Raw genomic sequence first — 16,144 nt, 5'->3', positions numbered from 1 at the left:
CGCGACTGAATGCTGCGCTTCACCCTGCGACGCCTCGCTATTTCGCTGCCCGTGCTGCTGGGCATCTCCCTGGTGGTGTTCCTGCTGGTCCATCTGCAGCCCGGCGACCCGTTCGTGGAGCTGGTGAGTCCGGACGCCACGCCCGAACAGAAAGCCGAGCTGCTGCGCAGCTACGGCTATGGCGACCCGATTGCCGTCCAGTACCTGCGCTGGCTGGGCAGGATGGCCAGCGGCGAACTGGGCAACTCGGTGCTGCAGGGCCGCGCCGTGACCGAACTGATTGGCGAGCGGCTGGGCAATACCGCGCTGCTGGCCGGCGGCTCGCTGCTGCTGACCCTGGCCGTGGCCCTGCCCCTGGGTCTGTTCATCGGCCTGCGGCGCAACGGCGGGCCCGACATCGCGACCTCGGTGCTGTCGTTCGTGCTGGTCTCGGTGCCGACTTTCTTTCTCGCCATGCTGCTCATCAAGTGGTTTGCCATGGACCTGCGCTGGCTGCCCACCAGCGGCGTCATCACGATTGGCGCGGGGCATGAAGGCTGGGCCCATGTGCGCGACGTGGCCCTGCATCTGATCCTGCCCTGCACGGTTCTGGCGCTGGGCAACATTGCCATCCTGAGCCGCTATCTGCGCAGCTCCGTGAGCGAACTCGTCGACCAGGATTTCGTGCGCGCGCTGTTCGCGCGCGGCGTGCCGCTGCGGCGCGTGGTGACTCCGCACCTGCTGCGCAATGCGGCGCGGCCGCTGATCATCATTCTCAGTCTGGAGATTCCGGCGCTGCTGTCGTCGGCGCTGCTGACCGAGACCATCTTCAACTGGCCCGGCGTGGGCCGGCTGAGCTTCGAGGCGGTGCAGGGCCGGGACTATCCGCTGCTCATGGGCATCGTGCTGTTCCTGGCCGTCGCCACGCTGGTCTGCAATCTGCTGGCCGACCTGTGCCAGGCCCTGGTCGATCCGCGCGTGAGGTTGGCCTTGCTGCCCGCGGCGCGCGCGCTCGCCTGCAGCGCGGCCAGCGGCAGCACCAGCGCATTCGCGCGCTCGCCGGTCACGGCCTCGACCGACAGCGTCATGTCTTCGCGCAGGAAATCCGGCGCGGGCGCATCGAGCGCGAGCTTGACTTCGACGGCGCCGCGCTGGGCGTCGACCGCCGGCGCGATCGAGAGGATCTTCGCCGCGAGCGGCTGGGTGCTGAACGCGTCGGCGACCACGGCAGCGCGCTGGCCCGTGCGCAACTGATCGAGAAAGCGTTCATCGACCTGGGCGACGATCTGCGTGGGCCCGGCCAGCGCCAGGCGCATCAGCGCCGTGCCGGGTTGCACGATCTGCCCGGGCTCGACGCTGCGCGTGAGCACCTGGGCATCCGCTGGTGCGCGTACCGCGGTTTGCTCAAGGCGCAGCCGCGCCGCAGCGACGGCCGCGCTCGCCTGCGCTATCTGGGCGCGCGCCTGGGCGATTTCGCTGCCGCTGTCCTGGTAGGCATCGCGCTGGGCCGCGGCGCCGCGCTGCTGGGCCTGGGCCACCTGCAAGGCGCGTTCGCTGTCGTCGACCTGGGCCTGGCTCACAAAGCCCTGGGCGCGCAGCGCGCGGCTGCGCTCCAGGTCGCGCAGCGCGGCGCGCAGGCCGGCGTCGGCCTGGGCCAGCTGGGCATCGATGCCGCTGCGCCCCGTGCTGCGCAGCCCGGCGGCACGCGCCTGCTGCTGCGCGAGCGTGGCCAGTGCCTGGTCCAGCGCGGCCTTGGCTTCAGCGGTTTCGAGCTGCACCAGCAGCGCGCCCTGCACCACCTGCGCGCCTTCGCGCACCGCGACCGACTGCACGCGCCCGACCAGCGTCGCGCCGACTTCGACGCGCGACAGCCGCGCCACGCGCGCCGAAAACTGCAGGCTGCGCTGCAACGGCGCGGCCTGCACTTCGATCGCCGCCACTTCAGGAACGCTCCAGTGCCAGATGCGCCAGCCCAGCGTGGCCAGCAGCAGCGGCGCGAGCGCGAACGCCATCAGGCGCCAGCCGCGTGGCCCGAGTGACTGGGACGGAGCGCCCTCAGAGGCCTTCATCGGCGCTGTTGGGAATTGCCACGCCCAGGTGCAGATACGCGGCCTTGGTCGCGATGCGCCCGCGCGGCGTGCGCTGCAGATAGCCTTGCTGGATCAGATAGGGCTCGATCACGTCCTCGATCGTTCCCGACTCCTCGCCTATGCTGGCCGCGATGTTGTCCAGGCCCACGGGGCCACCGTCGAAGCGGTGGATCACGGCTTCGAGCAACTTGCGGTCCATCACGTCGAAGCCCTGCGGGTCCACGTCGAGCATGGCCAGCGCGCGGTTGGCGATGTCCTGCGTGATGCGGCCGTCGCCCTTGACGTCGGCGTAGTCGCGCACGCGCCGCAGCAGGCGGTTGGCGATGCGCGGCGTGCCGCGCGAGCGGCGCGCGATCTCCCAGCCGCCTTCGGCGTCCATGGGCACGCCCAGCAGGCCCGCGCTGCGCACCACGATGCGCGCCAGCTCCTCGGAGGTATAGAACTCGAGCCGTGCGACGATGCCGAAGCGGTCGCGCAGCGGGTTGGTGAGCATGCCCGCGCGCGTGGTCGCACCGACCAGCGTGAACGGCTGCAGATCGAGCTTGATCGAGCGCGCGGCCGGGCCTTCGCCGATCATGATGTCGATCTGGTAGTCCTCGAGCGCGGGGTAGAGAATTTCTTCGACCACGGGCGACAGCCGATGGATCTCGTCGATGAACAGCACATCGTTGGCTTCGAGATTGGTCAGCAGCGCCGCCAGGTCCTTGGGCTTCTCGAGCACCGGGCCGCTGGTCTGGCGCAGATTCACGCCGAGTTCGGCGGCGATGATGTGCGACAGCGTGGTCTTGCCCAGGCCCGGCGGGCCGAACAGCAGCACATGGTCCAGCGCCTCGCCGCGCTTTTTGGCCGCGCCGATGAAGATCTCGAGCTGCTCGCGCGCCTTGACCTGGCCCACGTACTCCTGCAGCAGCTTGGGGCGCAGCGCGCGCTCCATCGCTTCCTCATGGTGCGACAGCGGCGCGGCGGAAATGGCGCGCTTGGGGGGCGCAGGCGCGAAATCGTCGGTGTGAATGGTCATGGGAGATTATTTCGCCAGCGCCTGCAGCGCGCGCTTGATGCCGTCGCTCACACCGATGTCGGGCGGCAAGGCCTTGAGCGCGGCAGCGGCTTCCTTGTCGTTGTAGCCCAGCGCCAGCAGCGCCTGCAGGATGTCGTTCTGGTGCTCGTTGGTGAACAGCGACTTGGAGCCCATGTCGGCGCCGATCTTGCCCTTGAGCTCGAGCAGCAGCCGCTCGGCGGTCTTCTTGCCTATGCCCGGCACCTTGATCAGCCGGCCCATTTCCTGCAGCGTCACCGCCTGGGCCAGGTCTTCGATGCCAATGCCGCTGATGATGGCCAGCGCCGTGCGCGGGCCCACGCCCGTGATCTTGATCAGCTCGCGGAAAGTCTCGCGCTCGGATGAAGTGCCAAAGCCGAACAGCAGCTGCGCATCCTCGCGCACGATGAAGTGCGTGAGCAGGCCCACCTGGGCCCCGGTCGCGGGCAGGTTGTAGAAGGTGCTCATGGGCACCTGCACCTCGTAGCCCACGCCGTGACAGTCCACCAATACCGTGGGCGGGTTTTTCTCCAGCAGGGTGCCGGTCAATTTGCCTATCATTGAAGTCCTTTGCCGCCCCGTTGGCAGCTCTAGTCTGGAATTATCCGCGTGATCCTGCGCCACACCTTCACTCCCCACCACAACACCCGCCTGAGTCACCTCTGCGGCCCCGCCGATGCGCACCTGCGCACCATAGAAACCGCGCTCAAGGTGGCTATCGCCCACCGCCACGAGCAGTTCAAGATCGACGGCCCCAAGGCGCGCGCGCAGCAGGCGCTCGAAATGCTGCAGGCACTCTACGAGATGGCGGACGACCCGATTCCCGAAGCCCACCTGCAGCTGATGCTCGCGGGCGACGCCGAACTGGTCGAGGCACCGGTGGGCGCGATTCAACTGTCGACGCGCCGCGCCGATCTGCGCGCGCGCACCACCACGCAGAACCTGTACCTCGAGAATATCGCGAGCCACGACATCACGCTGGGCATAGGCCCCGCGGGCACGGGCAAGACCTATCTGGCCGTGGCCTGCGCGGTCGATGCGCTCGAGCGCAGCGCCGTGCAGCGCATCGTGCTCACGCGCCCGGCCGTCGAAGCCGGCGAGCGCCTGGGCTTTCTGCCCGGCGACCTGACGCAGAAGGTCGACCCCTATCTGCGCCCGCTCTACGACGCACTGTATGACCTCATGGGCTACGAGAAGGTGCAAAAGGCCTTCGAGCGCAATGTGCTCGAGATCGCGCCGCTGGCGTTCATGCGCGGGCGCACGCTCAACAACGCGTTCGTGATTCTTGACGAAGCGCAGAACACCACGCCCGAGCAGATGAAGATGTTCCTCACGCGCATAGGCTTCGGCGCCAAGGCCGTGGTCACGGGCGACGTGAGCCAGATCGATTTGCCCAAGGGCGCGATGAGCGGCCTGATCGACGCCGAGCGCGTGCTCAAGCGCGTCAAGGGCATTGCCATCACGCATTTCACCAGCGCCGACGTGGTGCGCCACCCGCTGGTCGCGCGCATCGTCGACGCCTACGAAGCGCGCGGCCGCCAGCCCGCGGCCCGCAGCCGCACGCGCGCCACCGACGAGTGAGTTTCCCCATGCCTCTACAACAACTACAACTTTCCCTGCAATTCGGCCGCTTCGAAGCGGCTGCCGCCCACCGCGCCGTGCTGTCCCGCAGCAAGGTCACGCGCTGGATTCGCCACGCGCTGGCCGTGGACGCAGAAATCACCGTGCGCATCGTCGACGCCGAAGAAGGCCAGGCGCTGAACCTGCAGTACCGGCAAAAAGACTACGCGACCAATGTGCTGACCTTCGACTACCAGCAGGAGCCCACGGTGATGGCCGACCTGGTGCTGTGCGCCCCCGTGGTCGAACGCGAAGCCAAGGAGCAGAACAAGACGCTCGAGGAGCACTACGCCCACCTGCTGGTCCACGGCACGCTGCACGCCCAGGGCTGGGACCACGAGACCGGCGACGAAGACGCCGAGGAGATGGAAGCGTATGAGAGCGACATCATGCGCGAGCTGGGGTTCGAAGACCCTTATCAAAAATAGGCCCTGCCGCGCAAAATAGTCATTACTGTTTTGCGTTGCCGCTGTCGCACATTTCCCTGCCCAAGCCCAGGTCGCGCACTAAGATGGTGCGCATGATCGGCGACCACGCCGGCACCACAGGGGACAAGGCATGGGTGAATGGTTTTTGCTGCTCGCGGCAGCATGTGTCGCGGGCGCGCTCAACGCCGTGGCCGGGGGCGGCAGCTTTCTGACGCTGCCGGCGCTGGTCTTCACGGGCGTGCCGCCGGTGATCGCCAACGCCACGGGAACGGTCGCGCTGCTGCCCGGCTATCTGGCCGGCGCCTGGGGCTTTCGCGAAGACGTGCAGTCGCCGCCGGGGCTGACCTTCAAGCGCGTGGTCGGGCTGTCGCTGCTGGGCGGCGCGGCCGGAGCGCTGCTGCTGCTGGTCACGCCCGATGCCATGTTCCGCCGCGTCGTGCCCTGGCTGCTGCTCGCGGCCACGGCGATGTTCGCTTTCGGCCCGTGGCTGCGCCAATGGGCGGCGGGCACGGCACACAGCCATGCGCCCTCGCATTTCAAGGCGGGGCTCGGCATGCTGGCCGTGGCCATCTATGGCGGCTACTTCAACGGCGGGCTGGGCATCGTGCTGCTGGCGCTGTTCGGCCTGCTGGGCCAGACCCGTCTCGCGGCCATGAACGGCATGAAGAACCTGGTCTCGGCGCTGCTCACGGCGATTGCGGTCGTGGTCTATGCGGCCGGCGGCCTGGTCGCCTGGCCGCAGGCGCTGGGCATGATGGCCGCGGCCACGCTGGGCGGCTATGGCGGCGCGCGCCTGGCGCGCCACATTCCCGCGCCCTGGCTGCGCGCGGGCATCGTCGTCACGGGGCTGGTGATGTCGGCGCTGTTCTTCTGGCAGCAATAAGCGTCACGCGGTCTGCGGGCGCGGCGCGATGCGCAAAGGCACCGTGACCGGGCCGTCATTGACGAGATGCACCTGCATGTCGGCCGCGAAACGGCCGGTCTGCACCGTGGGGTGGGCCGCCTGGGCCTGCTGCACCAGGTAGTCATAGAGGCGCCGGCCTTCGTCGGGCGCGGCGGCCTGCTTGAAACTCGGGCGGTTGCCGCTCGCGGTGTCGGCGGCCAGCGTGAACTGGCTCACCAGCAGCAGACCGCCGGCGATGTCCTGCACGCTGCGGTTCATCTTGCCCTCGTCATCGCCAAAGATGCGCAGCTTGAGCAACTTGGCCAGCAGCTTGTCGGCCTCGGCCTCGCTGTCGCCGCGCTCGGCGCAGACCAGCACCAGCAGGCCCTGATCGATCTTGCCGCACACTTCGCCGTCGACTTCCACGCGCGCCTGTCGCACGCGCTGCAATACGCTGATCATTTCACTCTTCCCTCTATAGGCCCGGCTTGGCCTGGACCTTCAATTTTTTCCAAAGCAGTCACCGCCCCTTCGGGCAGCAGTTCAATCGTTGCCTGCAGGCCGGGCTCGGCCTGCATCAGCGCCGCTTCGACCTGCTCGCGCTGATGCGCGGCATGGCCCAGCGTCCAGTCGGCGGGCACATGCATATGCAGCGTCACAAAGCTGCGCTGGCCCGCGCGGCGTGTGCCCACATGGTCGAAATGCACTTCGTCGCTGGCAAAGCGCGCGAGCGCGGCTTCTATGCGCGTCAGCACCTCGGGCTCGACGGCCTGGTCCATCAGGCCCTGCGACGAGCGCCAGACCAGCCGCACGCCTTCCTTGCAGATGTTCAGCGCGACGGCGATCGCCACCACGGCGTCCAGCCACAGCCAGCCCGTGAGGTGGGCAGCCGCGAGGCCCACGACCACGCCGATCGATGTCCAGACATCGGTCACCAGATGCCGGGCATCGCCGTCGAGCGCCACCGAGCGGTGCACGCGCGCCGAACGGAACATGACCCAGGCCAGCGCGCCGTTGAACGCCGTGCTCACCAGCGACAGCGCCAGGCCCCAGCCCAGCTGCTCCAGCGGCGCCGGCGCCTGCAGGCGCAGCACCGCGGCCCAGACGATGGCCAGCGCCGCGGCCAGCACCAGAATGCCTTCGAAGCCGGCCGAGAAATACTCGGCCTTGGTATGGCCGTAGGGGTGGTCGTCGTCGGCCGGGCGCTGGGCAATGGTGACCATGGTCAGCGCGAAGATCGCGCCCGCCAGATTCACCAGCGACTCCAGCGCGTCCGACAGCAGACCGACCGAGCCCGTCATCGCCCAGGCCAGGGTCTTGAGCACGATGGTCAGCACCGCGACGGCGACCGACACCCGCAGCAGATGGGACGGGCTCAGCCAGCGCACCGCGCGCGGCGAAATCCACACCGATTCGTCGAGCATGAGCCTCCCACGATATTGTCTTGGAACGGTTCACACGGCCCTTGAGACTAGGCGCTTTTCCGCAGACAGTGCGAATAGCACGGCAAGGGAAAGCAACGACGTATCAAGGGCCGTTTGAGCCGTTCTTCTTAGAGCAGGCGCGCCTTGACGCTCTTGCCCTTGACCCGGCCCGCGTTGAGCTTGGCCACGGCCGCGCCCGCGATGCGGCGGTCGACGGCGACATAGGTCGAGAAGTCGTTGACGTTGATCTTGCCGATCTGCTCGCGGGTATAGCCGAAATCGGCGGTCATCGCGCCCATCACGTCGCCCGCACGGATCTTCTCGCGGCGTCCGCCGATGATCTGAATGGTCTGCATGGGCGGCACCAGCGGCTCGTCGCTGGCGGGCGTGAGCTCGCTCAGCGGGAACCAGCTCGAAGGCCGGCCCTGCAGCACTTCGATCTTGCCGACATTGCCCATTTCATCGAGGCTGGCGAGGTTCAGCGCCAGGCCTTCGGCATCGCCGCGGCCGGTACGACCCACGCGGTGGATATGGATTTCGGAGTCGGGCGTGACATCGACGTTGATGACCGCGGCCAGGTTCGAGATGTCGAGGCCGCGCGCGGCCACGTCGGTCGCGACCAGCACCGAGCAGCTGCGGTTGGCGAACTGCACCAGCACTTCGTCGCGCTCGCGCTGTTCGAGTTCGCCGTACAGCGCCAGCGCGCTGAAGCCCTGGGCCTGGAGCAGGCTCACCAGGTCGCGGCACTGCTGCTTGGTGTTGCAGAACGCAATGCTCGACTCGGGGCGGAAATGCAGCAGCAGATCGGCCACGGCCTGCAGACGCTGGCCTTCGCTGACTTCGTACCAGCGCTGGGCGATCTTGCCTTCGCTGTGCTGGGCCTGCACGGTGATGCGCTGCGGGTTCTTCATGAAGCGCGCGCTCAGGTCGGCAATGCCTTCAGGGTAGGTCGCCGAGAACAGCAGCGTCTGGCGCTCCTTGGGGCACTGGCGCACCACGGTGTCGATGTCGGCGTGAAAGCCCATGTCGAGCATGCGGTCGGCTTCGTCGAGCACCAGCGTGTTGAGGCCCGACAGGTCGAGCGCGCCGCGCTCCATCAGGTCCATGACCCGACCCGGCGTGCCGACCACGATGTGGGCGCCGTTTTCGAGACTTGCAATCTGCGCGCGCGAAGGCACGCCGCCATAGACCGTCACGACCTTGATGTTGTCGTGCGCGCGCGCCAGCCGGCGGATTTCCGTCGCCACCTGGTCGGCGAGTTCGCGCGTCGGGCACAGCACCAGCGACTGCACGGCGAACCAGCGCGGATTGAGCTTGGTCAGCAGCGCCAGACCGAAGGCCGCGGTCTTGCCGCTGCCGGTACTGGCCTGGGCGATCAGATCCTTGCCCAGCAGCGCGGGCGGCAGGCTCGCGGACTGAATGGGAGTCATCTGGTGGTAGCCCAGCTGCTGCAGATTGTCGAGCATCGCAGGGCTGAGGGCCAGTGTGTCAAAACCGGTACTGGCGGAAGAAGAAGAGGCGTTCATGGGCCCGATTATCCCGGGTCGCGCCAGTCCACCGCTGTGCAGGGCTGTAGAGTCACGATCTTGCGCCTTGTACATTGCGTCCTGACGTCCGGTTACGTTATAAACAGGTATTCCATAGGAAGGCTCATGCCCCCCAGTTCCAGTGCGCTCAGCGACAGCGACAGCAATGCCATGCTGCGCCTCATCATTGATGCGGCGACAGGAATGATGGCGTACTACGAGGCTGAAACGCTTTCCTGTCGTTTCGCCAACCATGCGTACGCCACCTATTACGGCTTCGACCCGGTCGAAATGCTGGGCATGCTGCCCTGGGAAGTCATGGGTGCCGACAACTGGCAGGCGATCGCACCGCATGTGGAACGCTGCCTGCGCGGCGAACATGTGCGCTACATACGCCAGGCGCGCTCGCCGCAAGGCCTGCCGCGCGAAATCGAAGTGCGCCTCACGCCCCACCTGGAGCAGGACACGATGCGCGGCGCCGTGGTGCAGGTCATCGATCTGAGCCTGGGCCGGTCCGTGCAGCAGCAGCTCGATGAGAGCGAAGAGCGCATGCGGCTGTTCTCCGCCGCCACGCATGAAGCCATTCTGATCCACCGCGAAGGCATCGTGCTCGATGCGAATGCCGCGATGCTGCGGCTGATAGGCTATGGTCTCGATGAGATCCGCGGCCAGTCGGCATTGCAATATCTGGACAAGGAATTCTGGCCGGTGGCGCTCGAAGCCATCCACAGCCGGCGCAATGCGTCCTATAAAGCCACGGTCAGGCACAAGGACGGCCACAGCATTCCCGTCGAGATCGACGGCCTGCCCATGCCCGATGGTGATGGCACGCAAGACTTCCGCCTGGTCGTGATCCGCGACATCACCGCCCACCAGCAGGCCCAGGCCCAGGTGCGCTTTCTCGCCGAGCACGATGCGCTGACCCGCCTGCCCAATCGCTGGTATCTGAGCGAACAGCTCGAGCAGCTGATCTCGCGCGCGCGCCTCGAAAATCTGGCCGTGGCGGTGCTGAGCCTGGACCTCAAGCATTTCTCGGCCATCAACGATTCCCTGGGCCACCAGGCCGGCGACCAGGTGCTGTGCGAAGTCGCGCAGCGCCTGTGCAGCTGCGTGCGCGGCACCGATCTGGTGGCGCGCGCGGGCAGCGATGAATTCATCGTCGTGCTCGCGGGCGGCACTTCGCGCGCCGAAACCGAGCTGATCACCCGGCAGATGGTGGCGATGCTCGAAATGCCCTGCCAGGTGGCGGCGCAGCAGCTGGTGATCGCTCCCGCCATCGGCATTTCCATCTTCCCCGAAGACGGCGAAAACGTGGAAACGCTGCTGCGCAACGCGGGCGCGGCCCGCTATCTGGCCAAGGACAACAGCCACCAGGCGTTCGAGTTCTACACGCCCGCGCTCGAAAGCCGCGCCAGCCGCATGCTCAACCAGGAGCAGCTGCTGCGCCAGTCGATAGCACTGGGCGGCTTCGAGCTGCACTACCAGCCCCAGGTGCGCACCGACAACGGCGCGCTCGCGGGCTTCGAGGCGCTGGTGCGCTGGCGCCACCCCGAGCGCGGGCTGGTGAGCCCCGAAGAGTTCGTCGCGCTGGCCGAGGCCCGCGGCCTGATCACCGCCATCGACCGCTGGGTGCTGCGCCAGGCCTGCCGCGAAGCCTGCGCCTGGTACGCCCAGGGCATGCCGCGCGTGCCCGTGGCCGTCAACATGTCGGCGCAGGAGTTCCGCCACGCCGACCTGGCCAGCGATGTCGCCGCGGTGCTGGTCGAAACCGGCCTGCCCGCGGAGTTGCTGCACATAGAACTCACCGAGAGCACGCTGATGCATTCCGACGCCCAGGTGCAGCGCACGCTGCATGCGCTGCAGCAGCAGGGCGTGCAGCTGGCGATCGACGATTTCGGCACGGGCTACTCGTCGCTGGCCTATCTCAAGCGCCACCCCATTCACCAGCTCAAGATCGACCGTTCGTTCATCACCGAGCTGCCCGGGAACGAAGACGACGCCGCCATCGTCACGGCCATCGTGCAGATGGCCAAGAGCCTGCGCCTGCGCACCGTCGCCGAAGGCGTGGAAACCGCGGCGCAGCTGGCGCTGCTGCGCACGCTGGGCTGCGAGATGGCCCAGGGCTATCACATCGCTCCGCCCATGCCCGCCGAGCAGGCGCTGCAATGGCAGAAAGATTATTGTCACAAGCTGCAGGCACAATAGGCCATGGAACAGTTCACGCATGACCGTGCCATCACCCGGCACACCACTCCAGAGCAGGCGCTCACTCATATCCAGCAGCTCTATCGCGAGCAAGTCGGGCATCTGCGCGACGCGATGCAGCGCTTTGTCGCGGGCGAAACGCCCTCCTCGCCCATCCATGCGTTCTACCCCAAGGTACGGGTCCATACCCACACCGTGGCGCGCGCCGACACCACGCTGGCCTATGGCTTTGTCGAAGGCCCGGGCACCTACGAAGCCACGCTCACGCGGCCCGACCTGTTCGCCGACTACTACGCCGAACAGCTGCGCCTGCTGCGCGCCAGCCACGAAGTCGATTTCGAAGTGGGCCTGAGCGACAAGCCGATTCCGATTCACTTCTCGTTCGCCGAGAACGACCATATCGAAGGCACGCTCACGCCCGAACGCCGCATGCTGATGCGCGATGTGTTCGACCTGCCCGACCTCGAGGCCATGGACGACGGCATCGCCAACGGCACCTGGCAGCCCCAGCCCGGCGGCGCGCTGCCGCTGTCGCTGTTCACCGCGCCGCGCGTCGACTACTCGCTGCACCGCCTGCGCCACTACACGGGCACCGCGCCCGAGTGGTTCCAGAACTTCGTGCTGTTCACCAACTACCAGTTCTACATCGACGAATTCATTCGCCTGGGCCATGCCGAAATGGCCAAGCCCGACAGCGAGTACTGCGCCTTCGTCGAACCCGGCAACGTGGTCACGCGCCGCACCGGCCTGCCCGCCGAAGCCGTGGACGAACTCGGCAACCCGCCGCCGCGCCTGCCGCAGATGCCGGGCTACCACCTGGTGCGCACCGACGGCAGCGGCACCACCATGGTCAACATCGGCGTGGGCCCGGCCAACGCCAAGACCATCACCGACCATATCGCCGTGCTGCGCCCGCATGCCTGGATGATGCTGGGCCACTGCGCGGGCCTGCGCAACAGCCAGCAACTGGGCGACTACGTGCTGGCCCACGCCTATGTGCGCGAAGACCATGTGCTCGACGAGGAGCTGCCGCTGTGGGTGCCGATTCCGGCGCTGGCCGAAATCCAGGTCGCGCTGCAGCAGGCCGTGGCCGACGTGACGCAGATGCCCGGCAGCGACCTCAAGCGCATCATGCGCACCGGCACCGTCGCCAGCACCGACAACCGCAACTGGGAGCTGCTGCCGGACAACCTGCCGCAGCGGCGCTTCAGCCAGAGCCGCGCGGTGGCGCTCGACATGGAAAGCGCGACCATCGCCGCCAACGGTTTCCGCTTCCGTGTGCCCTACGGCACGCTGCTGTGCGTCAGCGACAAGCCGCTGCACGGCGAAATCAAGCTGCCCGGCATGGCCAACCATTTCTACCGCGAGCGCGTGGACCAGCATCTGCGCATAGGCATGCGCGCCATCGAAATCCTGCGCGCGGGCGGCATAGAACGGCTGCACAGCCGCAAGTTGCGCAGTTTTGCGGAAGTGGCGTTCCAGTAAAAGCGCGGCCTTCGACGCGGCCCGGGCCGCGGGTGCCAGCGACAACGGCGCGCCGGGCGCGCGCCTGCATTACGATCCGCGCGACTACGCGGCCGGCGTGCTGGACCCCGACGGCTACAGTCTGGAATTTGTCTACAAGAGCTGGCAGCACGCACCATGACCCAAACACCCATGACTCCGATTTCCCGCTGCGCCTGGGCGGGCGCCGATCCGCTGATGCAGCATTACCACGACACCGAATGGGGTGTGCCGCTGCGCGATTCACGCATGCTCTGGGAGACGCTGATGCTCGAAGGCTTTCAAGCCGGGCTCTCGTGGGAAATCATTTTGCGCAAGCGCGAAGCTTTTCGCGCGGCCTTCGCCGACTTCGACCCGCAGGCCGTGGCGGCCTTTGGCGCGCAGGACATAGAACGCCTGATGGGCGATGCGGGCATCGTGCGTGCGCGCGCGAAGATCGAGGCGACGATTCGCGGCGCGCAGATCTATCTCGAGATGCAGGCGCGCGGCGAAGACTTCGCCGACTACTGCTGGTCGTTCACCCAGGGCCAGACCTTGCCCAACTCGGGCAATGCCACGCAGACCGAGATGTCGGCGCTGATCTCCAAGGACATGAAGCGCCGCGGCTTCAAGTTTGTCGGGCCGACCATCGTTCACGCCTGGATGCAGGCCGTGGGCATGGTCGATGACCACGCGGCGTCGTGCTTTCGGCGCGCACAAGTGACCGCTCCATGATTTCCAGCGGCGCGTCGTGAGCCGCGGCCTGCGCGCGCAAGACAGCGGTGATTCGCTTGCCATGAAAGTAGGTATACTGGTCTACCTACTTTTACCTGATGGCGTCCACGATGCTCACCTCCTCCACCGAAAAAATCAGCGCGCATGACCGTTTGCTGGCCGCGGCCGCGACCTTGTTCTACAACGACGGCATTGCCGCGACGGGCATAGACGCCATCGTCAAAAGAGCCGGCGTCGCCAAGAAAAGCCTCTACAACAACTTCGACTCCAAGGCCGAGCTGGTCGCTGCATACCTGCGCATCCGCCATGCCGAATGGCTGTCGCTGTATGCCGCGCGGCTGCAGCAGGCGCAGGGGCCGGCGGCGCGCGTGCTGTCGATCTTCGATGCCTATGCCGACCACGCCGAGCATGCCTATGAACGCGGCTTTCGCGGCTGCGGGCTGCTGAACGCGGCGGCCGAACTGCAGGCCGGTGACGACGGCCGCGCCGCGGTGCGCAGCCACAAGGAGGAAGTCGAGACGCTGTTGCGCACCCATCTCGGCGAACTGCTGCCCGCCGATGCGCAGCGCGCCGCGCAGCTCGCAAGGCATCTGTCGTTCCTGCTCGAAGGCGCGATGGCGCGCGCCGGCCTCGAAGGCCGCAGCGACTGCGTGCAGCAGGCCAGGGCCATCGCGGCGTCGATGCTGGAAGCGAAATGACGCCCCATCTCTGGGGCATTGCCAGCATCTTGCTGGCCTCGCTGCTGTGGGGAACGACAGGCGTGGCCGCGACTTTCGCGCCCGAAGTGGGCGCGGCCGCGATAGGCGCGGCGGCCATGGGCATAGGCGGGCTGCTGCAGGCAGCGCTGGCGCTGCGGCCCATGGCGCGCGCCCGCGCGGCCTTGCGCGCGCAGTGGCCTTGGCTGCTGCTGGGCGCGCTCGCGGTCGCGGTCTATCCGCTGGCGTTCTACGGCTCCATGCGCCTGGCCGGCGTGACCATAGGCACCGTGGTGTCGATAGGCTCGGCGCCGCTGTTTTCGGCCGCGCTGGAAATGGTTCTCGATGGCACGCGCGTCAGCCGGCGCTGGGCCGTGGGCGCGGCGCTGGGCGTGATCGGCATGGGCCTGCTGTGCTTTGCCGAAGGCACGGGCCATGGCACGCCCGCGCCTTCGGTCATGAGCGGCGTGCTGCTGGGCCTGCTCGCCGGGCTGACCTATGCGCTGTATTCGTGGGCCGCGCGCCGGCTGATGCAGCGCGGCATAGCGCCGCGCGCCGCGATGGGCGCGATGTTCGGCCTGGGCGGGCTGCTGCTGATGCCGGTGCTGTTCGCCACCGGCGCGCCTTTCCTCGCCTCCTGGAACAACGCGGCCGTGGGCATCTACATGGCGCTGGTGCCCATGTTTCTGGGCTATGTCTGCTTCGGCTACGGGCTGGCGCGCATTCCCGCGAGCAGCGCGACGGCGATCACGCTGGTCGAGCCCGTGGTCGCCGCGGGACTGGCCGCGCTGATCGTCGGCGAGCGGCTGCCGGCGCAGGGCTGGGTCGGCGTGGCGCTGATCTTTGCCTGCCTGGTGTGCATCACGCTGCGCGCGCGTCGAGATCGCTGACGCGTTCCGGCTCCACGCGGCAGCGCGACTCGAAACCTATCACTTCGGGCCGGCAGACATCGCTCTGCAGCCATTCCGAGAAGCGCTTGAGCACGGGATAGTTCTTGCGGTCCGGCCGGTAATAGAGGAAAAAGCGCGGCGACTTCTCCAGCGGCAACTGCTTGAGCAGGTCTACGCCGAACGGCGCGACCAGGCTGCCGGCCTGGATGTGCGCGAGCGCGTCGAGGTAGGAAATATGGCCTATGCCCAGGCCCGCGAGCATGGCTTCGAGCATGGCGTCATGGGTGTGCAGTTGCAGCGCGGGCTGCTGGTTGGTCTGGCGCAGGCCCAGCAATTCGAGCGTGTCCTGCCACAGCGTGTTTTCGGCCAGGGGCAGCACCAGCGAATGCTTCAGCAGATCTTCTGGCATGTTCACCGGCAGGCGCGCGAGCAGCGACGGCGCCGCGACCAGCACCTTGAGGTCTTCGACCAGCGGCGTCTCCGACAGCAGCGGAATGCCGCCATAGCCCCAATGGATGGCAGCGTCTATGCCCTGCTGCTGCAGGTCGGGCATCTCCACGCCCACCAGCATGCGCACGTCGATATCGGGGAACTCGGCCTTGAAGTGGCCCAGGTTGCGAATCAGGTACTGGGTCGCGAAGTACGGGCTGACATGCAGCACCAGAGTGCGGCGCGCGTCCTTGTCGGTCACCGCGAGCACGCCCTTGGCGAGCGAATCGAAACCCTGCTTCACGGGCTCGTACAGCAGGTGCGCGGCCGGCGTGGGCGTGAGGCTGCGGATGTTGCGCTCGAACAGCTCCTGCCCCAGTGACGACTCGAGCAGCTTGAGCTGCTGGCTCACGGCCTGCGGCGTCAGGCACAGCTCGTCGGCGGCCTGGCGTATCGATCCCCGGCGGTAGATGGCCTCGAAGACCCGCAAGGTGTTGAGAGGAGGAAGTCGGTGACGCATGGGAAGGGTTGAAATCTGCACACGCAGGCAACGCAAGAAGTATGCCGCAGGCCAGTGCGCACAGGGGCCGCGGCGCATGCTCGTAAACCAGCGCCTGCCCTCAGGCAGCCGGCGCAAACCTGCGCTTGCCCTAGCCCATGTTTTTTATTGGTTGTCACCGTTTTGTAAAAAACCCAGAATAAATCCCGATACCACTGCGATT

At 67.2% G+C, this 16,144-nt stretch carries 16 protein-coding genes and 1 pseudogene; 10 read left to right on the top strand and 7 right to left on the bottom strand.

What is annotated here, in order from left to right; genetic code table 11:
• Nucleotides 1–9: 9 nt before the first annotated feature.
• A pseudogene (locus tag KHY18_RS26915) lies at nt 10–903 on the top strand (ABC transporter permease); the annotation flags it as partial.
• On the opposite strand, the gene KHY18_RS00845 reads toward KHY18_RS26915, so the two are convergent.
• Genes KHY18_RS00845 through ruvA form a run of 3 tightly spaced genes read right to left on the bottom strand, consistent with a single transcriptional unit; the run spans nt 861 to nt 3,666 of the window.
• Nucleotides 861–2,048, bottom strand: coding sequence for an efflux RND transporter periplasmic adaptor subunit (locus KHY18_RS00845; RefSeq protein WP_249728824.1), 1,188 nt, complete (start codon nt 2,046–2,048; stop codon nt 861–863). The pseudogene KHY18_RS26915 and the gene KHY18_RS00845 overlap by 43 nt on opposite strands.
• Complete coding sequence (gene ruvB / locus KHY18_RS00840; protein WP_213293315.1) at nt 2,035–3,087, bottom strand: Holliday junction branch migration DNA helicase RuvB; 1,053 nt, start codon at nt 3,085–3,087, stop codon at nt 2,035–2,037. Before ruvB ends, KHY18_RS00845 begins: the two co-directional genes overlap by 14 nt.
• 6 nt (nt 3,088–3,093) lie before the next feature.
• Complete coding sequence (ruvA, locus tag KHY18_RS00835) at nt 3,094–3,666, bottom strand: Holliday junction branch migration protein RuvA (protein WP_213293314.1); 573 nt, start codon at nt 3,664–3,666, stop codon at nt 3,094–3,096.
• A 48-nt stretch (nt 3,667–3,714) separates the two neighbouring features.
• On the opposite strand from ruvA, the gene KHY18_RS00830 reads away from it, so the two are divergent.
• From KHY18_RS00830 to KHY18_RS00820, 3 genes are all read left to right on the top strand, one after another.
• Nucleotides 3,715–4,686: a PhoH family protein gene (locus KHY18_RS00830; RefSeq protein WP_213293313.1), complete on the top strand. Its 972-nt coding sequence runs from the start codon at nt 3,715–3,717 to the stop codon at nt 4,684–4,686.
• A gap of 8 nt (nt 4,687–4,694) precedes the next feature.
• On the top strand, nt 4,695–5,153 hold the full coding sequence (gene ybeY / locus KHY18_RS00825) for an rRNA maturation RNase YbeY (protein WP_213293312.1): 459 nt from the start codon (nt 4,695–4,697) through the stop codon (nt 5,151–5,153).
• Between the two features lie 130 nt (nt 5,154–5,283).
• Complete coding sequence (locus tag KHY18_RS00820) at nt 5,284–6,036, top strand: sulfite exporter TauE/SafE family protein (RefSeq protein ID WP_213293311.1); 753 nt, start codon at nt 5,284–5,286, stop codon at nt 6,034–6,036.
• 3 nt (nt 6,037–6,039) lie between these two features.
• Here KHY18_RS00820 and dtd read toward each other — a convergent pair whose 3' ends face one another.
• From dtd to dbpA, 3 genes are all read right to left on the bottom strand, one after another.
• Nucleotides 6,040–6,498, bottom strand: coding sequence for a D-aminoacyl-tRNA deacylase (gene dtd, locus KHY18_RS00815; RefSeq protein ID WP_213293310.1), 459 nt, complete (start codon nt 6,496–6,498; stop codon nt 6,040–6,042).
• Nucleotides 6,495–7,460, bottom strand: a complete 966-nt coding sequence (locus tag KHY18_RS00810; protein ID WP_213293309.1) for a cation diffusion facilitator family transporter — start codon at nt 7,458–7,460, stop codon at nt 6,495–6,497. The genes dtd and KHY18_RS00810 overlap by 4 nt, the downstream gene beginning before the upstream one ends.
• Nucleotides 7,461–7,588: 128 nt before the next feature.
• The gene (gene dbpA, locus KHY18_RS00805) at nt 7,589–8,986 is read right to left on the bottom strand and encodes an ATP-dependent RNA helicase DbpA (protein ID WP_213293308.1); all 1,398 of its coding nucleotides are present in this window, start codon (nt 8,984–8,986) and stop codon (nt 7,589–7,591) included.
• Between the two features lie 126 nt (nt 8,987–9,112).
• On the opposite strand from dbpA, the gene KHY18_RS00800 reads away from it, so the two are divergent.
• The 6 genes from KHY18_RS00800 to KHY18_RS00775 all read left to right on the top strand — a co-directional run bounded on the left by KHY18_RS00800 (nt 9,113) and on the right by KHY18_RS00775 (nt 14,993).
• A complete protein-coding gene (locus tag KHY18_RS00800; protein WP_213293307.1) occupies nt 9,113–11,191 on the top strand; it encodes a putative bifunctional diguanylate cyclase/phosphodiesterase in 2,079 nt (692 codons plus the stop codon).
• A 3-nt stretch (nt 11,192–11,194) separates the two neighbouring features.
• Nucleotides 11,195–12,676, top strand: coding sequence for an AMP nucleosidase (locus KHY18_RS00795; protein WP_213293306.1), 1,482 nt, complete (start codon nt 11,195–11,197; stop codon nt 12,674–12,676).
• On the top strand, nt 12,654–12,836 hold the full coding sequence (locus KHY18_RS00790) for a VOC family protein (RefSeq protein ID WP_249728823.1): 183 nt from the start codon (nt 12,654–12,656) through the stop codon (nt 12,834–12,836). Before KHY18_RS00795 ends, KHY18_RS00790 begins: the two co-directional genes overlap by 23 nt.
• Before the next feature lie 11 nt (nt 12,837–12,847).
• The gene (locus KHY18_RS00785) at nt 12,848–13,408 is read left to right on the top strand and encodes a DNA-3-methyladenine glycosylase I (protein WP_213293305.1); all 561 of its coding nucleotides are present in this window, start codon (nt 12,848–12,850) and stop codon (nt 13,406–13,408) included.
• A gap of 110 nt (nt 13,409–13,518) precedes the next feature.
• On the top strand, nt 13,519–14,106 hold the full coding sequence (locus KHY18_RS00780; RefSeq protein WP_213293304.1) for a TetR/AcrR family transcriptional regulator: 588 nt from the start codon (nt 13,519–13,521) through the stop codon (nt 14,104–14,106).
• Nucleotides 14,103–14,993 (top strand): DMT family transporter, encoded by an 891-nt coding sequence (locus KHY18_RS00775; protein ID WP_213293303.1) that lies wholly within the window; start codon nt 14,103–14,105, stop codon nt 14,991–14,993. The genes KHY18_RS00780 and KHY18_RS00775 overlap by 4 nt, the downstream gene beginning before the upstream one ends.
• On the opposite strand, the gene KHY18_RS00770 is transcribed toward KHY18_RS00775, so the two are convergent.
• Nucleotides 14,965–15,942: a LysR substrate-binding domain-containing protein gene (locus KHY18_RS00770; protein ID WP_213293302.1), complete on the bottom strand. Its 978-nt coding sequence runs from the start codon at nt 15,940–15,942 to the stop codon at nt 14,965–14,967. The two genes, KHY18_RS00775 and KHY18_RS00770, sit on opposite strands and share 29 nt — an antisense overlap.
• Between the last annotated feature and the right edge of the window lie 202 nt (nt 15,943–16,144).

The organism is Acidovorax sp. CCYZU-2555 (assembly GCF_018413525.1).
Lineage (GTDB): Bacteria > Pseudomonadota > Gammaproteobacteria > Burkholderiales > Burkholderiaceae_C > Comamonas.
This window is presented reverse-complemented; position numbering and strand designations above follow the sequence as displayed.